We start from the raw sequence: 13,125 nt of genomic DNA, 5'->3' as shown, positions 1-13,125 counted from the left end.
CGCACCGGGGACCGTCGCCGCGGCTAGCGCCGCTCCTCGAGCTGCTTGCAGGCGACGCAGAGGGTCGCCGACGGGAACGCCGCGAGCCGCTCCACCGGGATCGGGTTGCCGCACCGCTCGCACCAGCCGTAGCCGCCCTCGTCGAGCCGCTCCAGGGCCCGTTCCACCTGGTTGATCCGCTCCAGGATGCTGTTGGCGAGGGAGATCTCCTGCTCGCGCTCGAAGGTCTTGGTACCGGTGTCGGCCTGGTCGTCCCCGGCCGAGTCGGTGAGCCGGTCCCGCTGCAGCTCGGTGATCTCGCTCAGCGTCTGATCGTACTCGCCGCGCAGCTCGGCCCGCCGGGCCTCCAGTGCCGCCCTGATCTTCTCGGTCTCCGCGGCACTGCGGGTGGCCTTCGCCGCCGGCTTGCGGCTGGCGGTCTTCGTGTCGGCTGGCTTCGCCATCGTCGCTCCCTTGGCCGCGGATTCCGCGGCGATCGGCGGTGCCTGGACAGGATGCCCCGGCCCCTGGTCAGTGGACCGGCGAACCCCTTGGGAAGCGGCCGCGCCGGCAGACGTGGCCGCTGTCGTGGTGCCGGCGGCGGTACGGACGGACGAGCCTCGCTCCCCCGATCGGACGGCCCGGCCACCGGGGTCGGTCCTCCGGCGCGCCGGCGCGGCCCGGTCACCGCTGGCGGCGGTGGTCCGCGTCCCGGATGCCCGGGCCGCCGGGCCGGCGGTACGCACCCGCTCGGCCATGGCGTCCCCCACTTGCAAAACGGGCGCGCGGCAGGACGCCGCGCACTCCGGAGGTTGGCAAGAATACGGAACGTACAGAGGAGCGACAACATGGCGCACCGCTCTGACGCATATCAGGCACGAATATTCCGCAAATACGACAAACCGCGCCGGCCAGGACGCGGCCTAGTCCCGGGCGCCGTCCTCCCCGTACCAGCGGGCCAGCCGGCCCCGGCGGCTCACCGCCCGCAGCCGGCGCTCGGCCCCGTCGCGCACCTGGAGGGTGGCGACGATCAACAGGTCGTCACCGACCTTCAGTCGGGTGTCCGGCGAGGGTACGAACCCGGTGCCGTCCCGCAGCACGAGCGTCACCGACGCGCCGACGGGCAGCCGCAGCTCGTCCACGTGCACCCCGGCGAGCCGGGAGCCGGGCGGTACCTGCAACTGCAGCAGGTCGGCCTGCATCTGCTCCAGCGGCGCGGTCTCCACCCGCAGCTCGGTCGCCTCGGCCGGGGCGGTCACCCCGAGCCGGCGCGCCGCCGGGGCGAGGGTGCCGGTCTGCAACAGCGTGAAGATCACCACGAGCACGAAGACCGCGTCGAAGAGCTGCTCCGCCCCGGGCAGCCGCTGCGACAGCGGGATGGTGGCGAGCACGATCGGTACCGCCCCACGCAGCCCGGCCCAGGAGAGGAACGCCTGGTCCCGGGCGCGCAGCCGGAACGGCGACACCGCCGCCAGCACCGACAGGGGGCGGGCCAGCAGCACCAGCGCGAGCCCCGCGACGATCGCGGGCAGCACCGCGTGGTGCAGCCGGCCCGGCGAGACCAGCAGCCCGAGGAGCACGAAGAGGCCGATCTGCGCCAGCCAGGCGAGTCCGTCGGCGAAACCGAGGATCGCCTGCCGGTGCGGCAGCCGCGCGTTGCCGAGCACCACGCCGGCCACGTAGACGGCGAGGAAGCCGGAGGCGTGCAGCACCGCGCCGGCCGCGTACGCCAGCACGGTGAGCCCGACCGCGGCGATCGGGTACAGGCCGGCGGAGGGGAGCGCGGCGCGCCGCAGCGTCCACCGGCCGGCCATCCCCACCAGGAAGCCGACCGCCGCGCCGACCGCCAGCTCGTAGCAGACCACCAACACCTCCCACCACCACGCGTGGGTGCCGAAGGACGGTCCGGAGAGCAGGATGACCAGCAGGACGACCGGAGCGTCGTTCATGCCCGACTCGGCCTCCAGCAGCGCCACCAGCCGGGGCGGCAGGCGCAGCCGGCGCAGGGTGGCGAAGACCGCCGCCGCGTCGGTCGAGGAGAGTACGGCGCCGTAGAGCAGGGCGAGCCGCCAGTCGAGCCCGAGCAGGAGGTGCACCACCAGCCCGACCACGGCGATGCTCACCCCCACGCCGATGGTCGAGAGCGTCGCCGCCGCCCCGAGGATCGGCCGCAGCGTGCTCCAGCGGGCGGTCAGGCCGCCCTCGGCGATGATCACGATGAGCGCGCAGAACCCGAGGGCGCGCGTGAGCGTCGCGTCGTCGAAGCGGATGCCGAGCCCGGACTCGCCGATCGCCATGCCGAGCGCGAGGTACGTCAGCAGGCTCGGCAGCCCGAGGCGGGTGGAGAACCGGATCGCCGCGACGGCGACCAGGAGCACCACGGCGCCGATCAGCAGCGCGAGATCGAGCCGGCCGGTCACGATCGTCGGTCGGTCGAGCCGCCCCGCCGGACCGGCGCCGCGGCGGCGGTCCTCATCGGGCGGGCCCGTCGCGCAGGAGCCGCAGCCGCGCGTCGAGCGTCGCCGCCGGCGCCGCCACGTCGAAGAGCTTGTCCCGGCTCGCCGCGCCGGAGCGCAGCGCCACCGCGGCCGGCCGGACCGCGAGCGCCTCCGCGAGGGCCCGGCGGGCCGCCTCGGTGGCCCGACCGTCGACCGCCGGGGCGGTCACCGAGATCACCAGAGCGGGCCCGTACGGGCCGTCGTACCGGCCGCCGACGCGGTCCCGGGACGAACCCGGCTTGACCCGCACCGGTACGGCCAACCGCTGGGCCGTACCGTCGTCGCGCGCCGCGCTCCGCTCGGAGGTCGGGGCGGACGCGCCCGGTGCGCGGGCGGGAGTCCGATGAGTCCGGTTCGTCCGGTCGGCGCGCCCGGTCGGGCGCGGTCCGCCGGCCACCGGCGCGGGCTCAGCCGTGGCGCGCGTCGGCGAGCAACGCGCTGTCCGGCTCGCAGCTGGCACAGGGGGTGAAGCCCAGCTCGACCGCCTCGCGCACCGGCAGCGGCTCGCTCTCCCGATCGCGCAGGTGCGGGCAGCTCGCCAGGTGGTAGCGGGGACGGCCGTCGACGACCAGTACGTCGGCCTCCAGCCGGGCGACCCGGGCCGCGTCGTCCGCGGGCACCTGCTGGGCCGCCGGCTCGTCGGCCGGTGGCTCGTCGTCGCCCGCGCCGTCGCTGCTCCCGGGAGCGGAGCCGGGCCCGCGTCCCGGCGAGCCGACCGGTTGCCGCCGGTCGGTGTCGCCGGTACGGGTGGCCTCGGCGTCGAGCCGGTCCTCCGCGTCGAGCCGGTCTTCAGGGTCGTACCGGTCCTCGGGGACCTCCCGCGCCGCCGGGCCCGGGCGCGCCCCCGGACCGTACGGCGCCTCGGGGCCGTACTGGGTCGGTACCGTCGGCCCGGACGGCTCGGCACGCCCCGCGCGCCGCGACTCGTCCGGGTCGGTGGTGGCCCAGCGGAACCGGGGTTCGCCGGCCCCGTCGTCCGAGGCTGGTCCCCGCGGGTCGTCGCCGGCTCCGGCGCGGGCGGCAGCCGCCTGGCGGGCACCCACCACCAGCGCGACCGCGGCCAGCAGGCTGGCCGCGATGGAGCCGATCAGCAGCATGCTCGAACCGTCCGCCAGGCCGAGCACGAGCAGCGCGACGGCGACGAGGATGAGCAGCAGACTTCCGACTATCACGGCTCACCCCCGCCGCATCGTTGGCCAGCAGTACAGGACAGGGAGTCCGACGGTTCGGTCAGCGACCGGCCTCGAGCGCGCCGGAGCGGCTCCCGCCGTAGGAGTTGGCGAGGCCCGCGGTGGCGAGGCCGCCGGATCCGCCCACGGACCGATTGCCGTCGGTCCGGGTCATCTCCGCCTCCAGCCCCTGACCGCGCCCGTCCAGGTCGCGCAGCTGGCTCTCCAGGTAGGCCTTGAGCCGGGTGCGGTACTCCCGCTCGAACTGCTTGAGCTCCTCGATGTGCTTCTGCAGCGCGGTGCGCTTGGCGTCCAGGCCGCCCATGGCCTCCTGGTGCCGCTGCCGCGCGTCCCGCTCCAGCGCGTCGGCCTTGGCGCGCGCCTCGCGGGTGACCTCCTCGGCCTTGGACCTGGCGTCGGAGAGCAGCTTGTCGGCCTCGCGGCGGGCGTCCGAGACGTGGTCGTCGGCCGTGCGCTGGGCCATCATCAGCACCCGCAGCGCCTGCTGCTCGCCGTCGCCGCCGACGGCCGGGCCGCCCTGGGCGCGTACCTGCTCCAGCTCGGCCTGCATCGCCCGGGCCGCCTGGTCGGCCGCCGCCTTGTCGCGCTGCACCCGCTCGAGCTGGGCCTTGACCTCGTTGAGCTCGGCGGCCAGTCGCGGGTCGGCGCCCGGGCCGGCTGGCGCGCCGCCTCGGCCGCCGCGCTCCACCTGGGCGCGCAGCTCGTTGTTCTCCTCGATCAGACGGGCGAGTTCGCGCTCGACCTCGTCCAGGAAGGCGTCGACCTCCTCCTCGTCGTAGCCCCGCTTGCCGATCGGTGGCTTCTTGAATGCGACGTTATGCACGTCAGCCGGGGTCAGCGGCATCGAAACTCCTCGGGTCAGTTGCGGCCGCGTAGCGCGCTGGTCAGGTCGTTAACTGATCAGCGGCTCTACCACATACCTCATCAGCACGAACAGGATAACCAGGAGCACAAGGGAGGCCAGGTCGATGCTCACGGTACCAATTCGCAGTGGTGGGATCACACGCCTCAACGCTTTGAGGGGCGGATCAGTGACGCTCCACACCGACTCGAGACCCGCCGCGGCCCCCCGGCCCGGTTGCCAGCGACGCCCGTACTGCAGCACGGCCCCTAGGACAAACCTGGCCAAAAGCACCAGGAAAAAGACGTAGAGGAGCAGGTACAGGACTTGGAACAGGATCGACAACACGGCAGGCGAGATCCCTCGGTATCCAGAGCTAACCCAGGCTGAAAAAGCCGCCCTCGGCGATCTTGGCCTTGTCCTCCGCGGTGACCTGGACATTGGCCGGCGAGAGCAGGAACACCCGGTTGGTCACGCGCTCGATCGTACCCCGCAGTCCGAAAGCCAGACCGGCGGCGAAGTCGACCAGACGGCGGGCATCCGCCTCGTCCATCTCGGTGAGGTTGATGATCACGGGCACCCCGTCCCGGAAGTGCTCTCCGATGGTGCGGGCCTCACGGTACGTGGTCGGGTGCAGCGTCGTGATCTGGTAGCGCTGCTCCTCCTCGGCCGGCACGGCCCGCTCCCGCAGCTGTACCTGCGGCGCGAGCGCCAGGTTCTCGCGGGTGTGGTAGGTCAGCGCCGAGGAGTTCTCCTGGGCACCGGGCCGGGTGATGGAGCGCACACTGGCGCGCTCGCCCCGGTCGCCGCGGTCGCCGCGCTCCGTCCGATCTGTCCGGTCGGCCCGCTCCACCCGATCGCTGTCGGTACGGTCGAGATCCGCCGAACGGGCGCTGCTACGCTCTGCGAGCCGGCTCCGTTCCGCCCGCGCCCGCGGCACCGCCGGCGGCTCGTCCTGCTCGTCCTCGTCGTCGTCGGCGAACTCCTCCGCGTACCGGCTCTGCCGGTAGCGCGAATCGCGGTAGCTGCTCTTCTCGTAGCCACCGTCGTCGTAGCCCCGCTCGTCGTCCTCCTCGACCAGCCCGAGCCAGACCCCCGCCTTGCGCAGTGCACCCATCCGCGCCCCTCCGTCCGCCGTGCGGCACGCGCCCCCGTGCCGTGTCACTGTCACGCGCGTGAACACTGCAGTGCCCACCGGCCTGAGTCCGCAATCCCCGGGCACCGTACGGAGTGGACCGCGCGGTGCCGTCGACCCCCGCCAACGGGGACCCGGCCTCAAACAACACTGATGTAATTTGTTATCAGCGGTCAGGCTACCCCAGCGTGGGACGCATTCCGAGCAACGCGCTACCGATCCGGACATGTGTCGCGCCGTACGTGATGGCCGCCTCCAGGTCCCCGCTCATCCCGGCCGACAGCGCGGTGGCCCCCGGATGCTCCGCCCGCAGCCGCGCGGCGATCCCGGCCAGCCGCTCGAACGCCCGCTCTGGCTCCCAGCCGAGCGGCGCCACCGCCATCAGCCCGGCCAGCCGCAGCGAGCCGGCCGCGGCGACCCGGGCGGCCACCGCCGGCAGCGCCCGGTCGTCGTCGGCCCCGTCCGAGGCGAAGGCGCCGCCGCGCGCCGGATCGCCGTCGATGCTGACCTGCACCAGCACCTCCAGCGGGCGCTCCCGCCGGCGTTCGGCCGCCCGGGCCAGCGCCTCCGCCAGCCGCACCCCGTCCACGGAGTGCACGACGTCGGCGTAGCCGACCACCGAGCGGCACTTGTTGCGCTGCAACTGGCCGACGAAGTGCCAGCGCACGTCCGCCCCGGCGGCCGCCACCGCCGCCGCCTTGCCCGCCGCCTCCTGGTCGCGGTTCTCGCCCATCTCGGTGACGCCGAGCCCGGCCAGCGCCAGGACGTCGCCGGCCGGGTACGTCTTGGTCACCGCGACCATGGTGACCTCGCCGCGGTCCCGGCCGGCCGCGGCGCACGCCTCGGCGATGCGGGTCCGCACCTGGGCCAACCGCCCCGCGAGCTCCGCGCGGCGTTCGCTGTCCGCCGCGACGGCCCGGTCGGTCACGGTGCGCCCGGGGGTCGGTCCGACCACCCGGTCACGAGCCGTTCTTCAGGAAGTCCGGCACGTCGACGTCGTCGAAGAGGACCCGGCGCGGTTGCTGGGTGGGAGTGGGGTGCGTCGGGGGCAGGCCACCCGACGGGCCGTGGGCGGCACCGCCGGACCCGCCGGCGCTCGCGGGCTGGCCCGGCTTGCGCTGCGACTCGGCGGACTTGTACGCCGGCGCGCCGCCGTCGAAGCCGGCCGCGATCACGGTCACCCGCACCTCGTCGCCGAGCGCGTCGTCGATGACCGCCCCGAAGATGATGTTGGCGTCCGGGTGGGCGGCGTCCGTGACCAGCTGCGCCGCGTCATTGATCTCGAAGAGCCCGAGGTCGGATCCGCCGGCGATGGAGAGCAGCACCCCGCGGGCGCCGTCCATGCTCTGCTCCAGCAGCGGGCTCGAGATGGCGGCCTCGGCCGCCTCGACCGCGCGGTTCTCCCCGCGCGCGCTGCCGATGCCCATCAGCGCGCTGCCGGCGCCGCTCATCACGCTCTTCACGTCCGCGAAGTCCAGGTTGATCAGACCCGGGGTGGTGATCAGGTCGGTGATGCCCTGGACACCGGAGAGCAGCACCTGGTCGGCCTGGCGGAAGGCGTCCATCATGCTGATGCCCCGGTCGCCGAGCGCGAGCAGCCGGTCGTTCGGGATCACGATCAGCGTGTCGCACTGGTTGCGCAGCTCGTCGATGCCGGCCTCGGCCTGCACCTGCCGGCGCTTGCCCTCGAACGAGAACGGCCGGGTCACCACGCCGATGGTCAGCGCGCCCAGCTTGCGGGCGATGTTGGCCACCACGGGCGCCCCACCGGTACCGGTGCCGCCGCCCTCGCCGCAGGTCACGAAGACCATGTCGGCGCCCTTGAGCACCTCCTCGATCTCGTCCCGGTGGTCCTCGGCGGCGTTCTTGCCGACGTCGGGGTTGGCCCCGGCACCGAGCCCGCGGGTCAACTCGCGGCCCACGTCGAGCTTGACGTCGGCGTCGCTCATCAGCAGCGCCTGGGCGTCGGTGTTGATCGCGATGAACTCGACGCCCTTGAGCCCAACCTCGATCATTCGGTTGACGGCGTTGACGCCGCCGCCACCGATGCCGACGACCTTGATGACCGCCAGGTAGTTGTGCGGAGGTGTCATCGGGGTCCTTTCCCTTCGAGATTGGCGGGCGCCGACCGTCGTACGACCCGGCCAGTTCGGCGGTCGACATCCCCTCGGTACCGACGAGGGCGAAGGGTTTAACCCTCACCCTCTACTAGAGGCTTACGGTTATGTCAACCACTGATCCTCTCCGGGCAACGTAAGCGCCCCCACGTCAAGAGCCAAGCAACCGCACGGCGTGTCGCCACACCGAGCATTTTCCACGCGAGAACCGCCCGCGTACCGATCATTTTCCCGACATGACCGGCGCCGGGCCGGGGTGAGGCGGGAACGGCCGACGCCGGGCCGGGGTGAGGCGGGAACGACCGGCGCCGGGCCGGCGCGAGGGCCGGGGTGGGCGTCCTCAGCGGACGCTCACCACCTCCGGCGCGCTCACGTCGATGGTGTTGCCCCGGCGGGAGAGCAACGACGTCGCCGCCCGGGCCTTGGTCTCCCCCGCGGTCGCGTCGCCCCAGATCACCGTGCGGCCGCCGCGCAGCTGCACCCGGATCCGGGCCGGCCCGTCCACCACCACCTCGGCGAGCTGCTCGCGCAGCTGGGGGGTGAGCACGCCGAGCACCTGCAGGGCCGCCCGGGTCGCCGGGTCGTTCCGGCCCGGGTTCGCGACCCGTACCAGCGGCAGCCCGTCCGGTCGCCGGGGCGCGGTGGAGAAGACCACGCCCTCGGCGTCCACCACGGCGAAGTGCTCGCCCTGCGGCACCGCAGCGGCCGGCGTACGCTCGACCACCTCGATCCGCAGCGTCCTCGGCCACTCCCGGGAGACCTCCGCGCGGGCCACCGGCGCCAGCGCCGCCACCCGCCCGCCCACCGCCGCCAGGTCCACCGTGGCCAGTGGCTCGCCGTCCGGCACCGCCGCCGCGGCCCGCACCTCGGCCGGGGTGACCAGCGCGGCGCCGACCACCCGCACCTCGCGTACGCCGAAGATCCCGGTACCGGTGAGGACCCAGGCGGCCAGCCCGGCGAGCGCCAGCACCCCGCCGATCAGCGCCCAGGGCAGGGCCGCCCGCAGCCGCCGCTGCCGGGCCCGGCGCATGAACCGGCGCGCCGACGCCGGTACCGCGTCGCTGTTGGCGCGTACCAGCCGCCACCGGCGCACCGCCGGGCGACCGCCCCGACCGCCGGGTCCGGTGGGTCCGTCCGTCGAGCCCGGCGCCCGGCCGCCCCGCGCCGAGCCGGGCGTCATCCGGCGCCGAGTGCCGTGGCGTCCGGGCCGGCCGGGGCGACGCCGGTGACGGGGGCCGGCGTCTCGGCCGTCGCGGTGCCACCGGCGCGGCCGACCAGGGCGTCCAGCAGCTCGTCGCCGAGCAACGAGATCGGCGGCGCGCCCATGGTCACCACCACGTCGCCCTCGCGGACCCGGCGGGCCACCTCGGCCGGCACGTCGTCCCAGGAGTCCAGGAAGATCTTCCGCTCCGCCGGCAGGTCGATCGCCGCGGTCAGCGCGGCGCCGCCCTCGCCCGGCTGGCGTACCTCGCCAGGGCCGAAGACCTCCAGCATCACCACCTCGTCGGCGATGGCCAGCGCGGTGGCCAGCTCGGCCTGCAGGTCCCGGGTGCGGTAGACCCGGTACGGCTGGAACACCACGATCAGCCGCCCGCCCGCGGCCACCTCGCGCAGCGTCTCCAGCGCCAGCGTCATGGAGGTCGGGTGGTAGGCGTACTCGTCGTAGACCTGCACCCCGGCCGCGACGCCCTTGCGCTCGAAGCGCCGGCGTACGCCCGGGAAGGCGGCGAGCGCCTCGCGCGCCGCGGTCACCCCGAGCCCGAGCCGGGCCGCGGTCAGCACCGCCGCGGCGCTGTTGAGCCCGAGGTGCCGGCCGGGGGTGGAGAGCCGGAACTCGCCCAGCGGCTCACCGTCCAGACCGGCCAGGTAGCGCACCCCCTGCGCCGACGAGGCGATCTCCGACATCCGCAGGTCGGCGTCGTCCGCCACGCCGTAGGTGAAGACCGTCCGCCCCTCGGCGCGCAGCACGTCGGCCAGCCGCCGGGTGCCCGGGTCGTCCGCGCAGGTCACCACGAACCCCTCCGGGTCGGTGAGCCGGGCGAAGTCGGCGAACGCGGCCTCCAGGCCGGCCAGGTCCCCGTACGTGTTCAGGTGGTCCGCCTCGATGTTCGTGATGATCGAGACGTACGGCCGGTAGCGCAGGAACGAGCGGTCGCTCTCGTCCGCCTCGACCACGAAGTACTCGCCGCTGCCGTGATGGCCGTTCGAGCCCACCTCGGAGATCTCCCCGCCGATGACGAAGGAGGGGTCCTGCCCGGCCTGCTGGAGCACCAGGGTCACCATCGAGGTGGTGGTGGTCTTGCCGTGGGTACCGGCGACCGCGATGCTGCGCCGCCCGGTCATCGTCGCCGCCAGCGCCTCGGAGCGGTGCAGCACCCGCAGCCCGCGCCGGCGCGCCTCGACCAGCTCCACGTGGTCGGCCGGGATCGCGGTCGAGTAGACCACGGTGTCGACACCGTCCAGGTTGGCCGGCTCGTGGGTCATGTGGATGGTGCCGCCCAGGGCCCGCAGCCCCGCCAGCGCCGGCCACTGGCGCAGCTCGCTGCCGGTCACCGGGATGCCCCGGGTCAGCAGCAGCCGCGCCAGCCCGCTCATCCCGACCCCGCCGATCCCGATCAGGTGGACGGTGCCCAGGTCTTCGGCGGCCAGGACGCCGGCCGGGCTGGACTGCGCCGTGTTCATAGGGTCAACCTTCCGCTCGCGGTACGGTCCCTCACCGGGTCACCGCCTCGTAGACGAAGTCGAGCAGCGCCTCGTCCCCGTCGCGCCGGCCGTACGCGGCCGCGGCGGCGCCCATCGCCGCCAGCCGCTGCGGGTCGCGGATCAACGGGATCACGTTCTGCTCCACCCAACCCGGGGTCATCTCGGCGTCGTCGACGAGCAGCCCGCCGCCCGCCTGGACCACCGGCAGGGCGTTGCGCTTCTGCTCCTGGTTGCTGTGCGGGTACGGCACGTAGATCGTCGGCAGCCCGATCGCGGCGACCTCGGCGCAGGTCATCGCCCCGCCCCGGCCCAGCATCAGGTCGGCGGCGGCGTAGCCCAGCTCCATCTCGGACAGGTACGGCAGCGTCACGTACGGCACCGGCAGGTCGGTCGGTACGGGGACCGGCTCGTTGCGCGCGCCGATCACGTGCAGCACCTGGATGCCGTGCCGGGCCAGCTCCTTGGCGGCGCCGGAGACGGCCAGGTTGATCGTCCGGGCGCCCTGCGAGCCGCCGGCCACGAAGAGGGTCGGCAGGTCCGGGCGCAGCCCGAAGTAGGCGCGGGCCGAGGCGCGCTGGGCGGCCCGGTCCAGCCCGGCGATCGCGCGCCGCAGCGGCACGCCGACCACCCGGGCGTCGCGCAGCGCCTCGGCCTGGGCGGGCTGGTGCGGGAAGCCGACCGCCACGTGCTTGGTGAACTTCATGCCGAGCTTGTTCGCCACGCCCGGCGGCACGTTCACCTCGTGGATGACGATCGGCAGCTCACGGCGCCACGCCGCGAGGTACCCGGGCACCGAGACGTACCCGCCGAAGCCGACCACGACGTCCGCGTGTACCTCGTCCAGCACCTTGCCGGCGGCGCGGGCCGCCTTCCACATCCGGTCCGGAGTACGCATCAGGTCCATGTTTACCGACCGGGGCAGCTGATAGGCGGGAATCTGCCGCAGGTCGTAGCCGTGCGGGGGAATGAGTTCGTTCTCCAGCCCCTTCGGCGTGCCCAGAGCGGTGATCCGGACACCCGGGTCATGCCGGCGTAGGCAGTCGGCGAAGGCCAGCAACGGGTAGATATGGCCACCCGTGCCGCCTCCCGCAAGCACCACCGAACGCAGCGGACCCATCAGCGTCTCCTCTCACTCGCCGTTCCGGCGCGCACCCGGGTCGCCCCGCCGCCGACCGGCCGGGCCGTCCCCGTCGCGCCGCCTCCCGGACCGCGGTGCGGGTCTGCGGGCGGCCGGCGCGGGGACCGGACCCCGGCGGCGCCCCGCGGGAAGCGGCGGCAACGGGGCCCAGAGTAGCCGTACCCATCGGGCGGGCGGACGGGCGTTCAGGGCTCGCGCCGCGTCGGGTTCCGCGCGGGCGAGCGAGGCGAGCATGCCGACCGCCGCCATGGTCACCACCAGCGCGCTACCGCCGTCGGAGATGAACGGCAGCGGCAGGCCGGTGATCGGCAGGAGTCCGACCACGCCACCCACGTTGATCACCACCTGGCAGACCAGCCAGGTGGTGATGGCGGCGGCGGCGAGACGACGGAACGGGTCCTCCACCCGGCGGGCGATGCGCAGACCGCTGTAGGCCAGCACCGCGAAGAGGGCGAGCACCACCACGCAGCCCACCACGCCCAGCTCCTCGGCGATGACCGCGAAGATGAAGTCGTTGTGCGCGGCGGGCAGCCAGTCCCACTTGCTGCTGGCCTTGCCGAGGCCGACGCCGAACCAGCCGCCGTGGTCGATCGCGTACCGGGCCTGGGCGAGCTGGTAGCAGAGGTCCTGCTTGCAGTCCTCCGGGTCCTTGAGGAAGACGGTGAGCCGGGCCAGCCGGTAGTTCGGCGCCTCGGTGCTGCCCGAGCCGGCACCGACCGAGGCGGCCGCGATCAGCAGCCCCACCCCGGCCAGCCCGGCCACCCCGAGCACGCCGAAGGTGCGCAGCCGCACCCCGGCCACCCAGAGCAGCCCGACCACGATGCCGAGCAGGCAGAGCATGGTGCCCAGGTCGTTGTAGCCGACCAGGACGAAGAGCAGGCCGAGCACGGGGAAGAGCGGGGTGGCCAGCTCGCGCCACCAGCCCAGGGCCGCGCCCTTGCGGGCGATCAGGTCGGCGCCCCAGAGCACCAGGCCGAACTTGGCCAGCTCGGAGGGCTGCACCTGGATCGGGCCGAGGTAGAGCCAGAGCAGCTCGGCGTGGATCGGCCCGATCCGGGGCACCTCCAGGTCGCGCAGCTTGGCCCAGGCCAGCAGCGCGTCGAGCAGCACCAGCAGCGCCAGGGCGAGGCCGAGCACCGGCCGGCCCAGCGACCGGAAGGTGCTGGCGGGCAGCCGCTGACAGGCCCAGAACGCGACGAGGCCGACGAAGGCGAAGAGCGCCTGCTTGATGACGTAGCTGAAGGCGTTGCCGTCCTCGGCGTACGCGGTGACGCTGGTCGCCGAGAAGACCATGGTCAACCCGATCACCAGCAGCAGTCCGGCGCTGGAGACGAGCAGGTAGTACGAGGCGAGCGGGCGGGCGAGCAGGCCGCGCAGGGCGGCCAGTCCGCTGGCCGCGTCCCAGCCCCGGCCGGCCCCGTTCGCCGCCTCGGCGGTACGCGCGCCCACCGCGCCGGACGGCGCTGCCGCCGTACGCTCGGCGGTCGCCTCGCGCCGCAGATGTTCGCCCGTCATGCCGCCGCC

12 protein-coding genes and 1 pseudogene are annotated in these 13,125 nt (G+C 74.1%); all 13 read right to left on the bottom strand.

The window, feature by feature from the left end:
• Nucleotides 1-23: 23 nt before the first annotated feature.
• Nucleotides 24-443 carry a TraR/DksA family transcriptional regulator gene (locus AB0J86_RS10480; protein WP_363855623.1) on the bottom strand — a complete coding sequence of 140 codons (420 nt, stop codon included), beginning with the start codon at nt 441-443 and terminating at the stop codon, nt 24-26.
• Between the two features lie 459 nt (nt 444-902).
• Complete coding sequence (locus AB0J86_RS10475) at nt 903-2,399, bottom strand: potassium/proton antiporter (protein ID WP_363855621.1); 1,497 nt, start codon at nt 2,397-2,399, stop codon at nt 903-905.
• Between the two features lie 52 nt (nt 2,400-2,451).
• Entirely contained in the window at nt 2,452-2,739 is a 288-nt protein-coding gene (locus AB0J86_RS10470) for a DUF167 domain-containing protein (RefSeq protein ID WP_363855619.1), read from the bottom strand.
• Between the two features lie 145 nt (nt 2,740-2,884).
• Nucleotides 2,885-3,649, bottom strand: a complete 765-nt coding sequence (locus tag AB0J86_RS10465) for a hypothetical protein (RefSeq protein WP_363855617.1) — start codon at nt 3,647-3,649, stop codon at nt 2,885-2,887.
• A 58-nt stretch (nt 3,650-3,707) separates the two neighbouring features.
• A complete protein-coding gene (locus AB0J86_RS10460) occupies nt 3,708-4,511 on the bottom strand; it encodes a DivIVA domain-containing protein (protein WP_363855615.1) in 804 nt (267 codons plus the stop codon).
• A gap of 48 nt (nt 4,512-4,559) precedes the next feature.
• Nucleotides 4,560-4,856 carry a YggT family protein gene (locus AB0J86_RS10455; protein WP_363855613.1) on the bottom strand — a complete coding sequence of 99 codons (297 nt, stop codon included), beginning with the start codon at nt 4,854-4,856 and terminating at the stop codon, nt 4,560-4,562.
• Nucleotides 4,857-4,884: 28 nt separating this feature from the next.
• The gene (locus tag AB0J86_RS10450; RefSeq protein WP_363855611.1) at nt 4,885-5,625 is read right to left on the bottom strand and encodes a cell division protein SepF; all 741 of its coding nucleotides are present in this window, start codon (nt 5,623-5,625) and stop codon (nt 4,885-4,887) included.
• A gap of 196 nt (nt 5,626-5,821) precedes the next feature.
• Nucleotides 5,822-6,571 carry a YggS family pyridoxal phosphate-dependent enzyme gene (locus tag AB0J86_RS10445; RefSeq protein WP_363855801.1) on the bottom strand — a complete coding sequence of 250 codons (750 nt, stop codon included), beginning with the start codon at nt 6,569-6,571 and terminating at the stop codon, nt 5,822-5,824.
• A gap of 31 nt (nt 6,572-6,602) precedes the next feature.
• Nucleotides 6,603-7,736 carry a cell division protein FtsZ gene (gene ftsZ, locus AB0J86_RS10440; RefSeq protein ID WP_363855610.1) on the bottom strand — a complete coding sequence of 378 codons (1,134 nt, stop codon included), beginning with the start codon at nt 7,734-7,736 and terminating at the stop codon, nt 6,603-6,605.
• 364 nt (nt 7,737-8,100) lie between these two features.
• Complete coding sequence (locus AB0J86_RS10435; protein ID WP_363855607.1) at nt 8,101-8,940, bottom strand: FtsQ-type POTRA domain-containing protein; 840 nt, start codon at nt 8,938-8,940, stop codon at nt 8,101-8,103.
• Entirely contained in the window at nt 8,937-10,442 is a 1,506-nt protein-coding gene (murC, locus tag AB0J86_RS10430; protein WP_363855604.1) for a UDP-N-acetylmuramate--L-alanine ligase, read from the bottom strand. The genes AB0J86_RS10435 and murC overlap by 4 nt, the downstream gene beginning before the upstream one ends.
• Nucleotides 10,443-10,473: 31 nt before the next feature.
• Entirely contained in the window at nt 10,474-11,580 is a 1,107-nt protein-coding gene (murG, locus tag AB0J86_RS10425) for an undecaprenyldiphospho-muramoylpentapeptide beta-N-acetylglucosaminyltransferase (RefSeq protein ID WP_363855601.1), read from the bottom strand.
• Nucleotides 11,580-13,050, bottom strand: a pseudogene (locus AB0J86_RS10420) (putative peptidoglycan glycosyltransferase FtsW). The gene murG and the pseudogene AB0J86_RS10420 overlap by 1 nt, the downstream one beginning before the upstream one ends.
• Nucleotides 13,051-13,125 lie beyond the last annotated feature (75 nt).

Source organism: Micromonospora sp. NPDC049559 (assembly GCF_040676675.1).
Lineage (GTDB): Bacteria > Actinomycetota > Actinomycetes > Mycobacteriales > Micromonosporaceae > JBFAPK01.
This window is presented reverse-complemented; position numbering and strand designations above follow the sequence as displayed.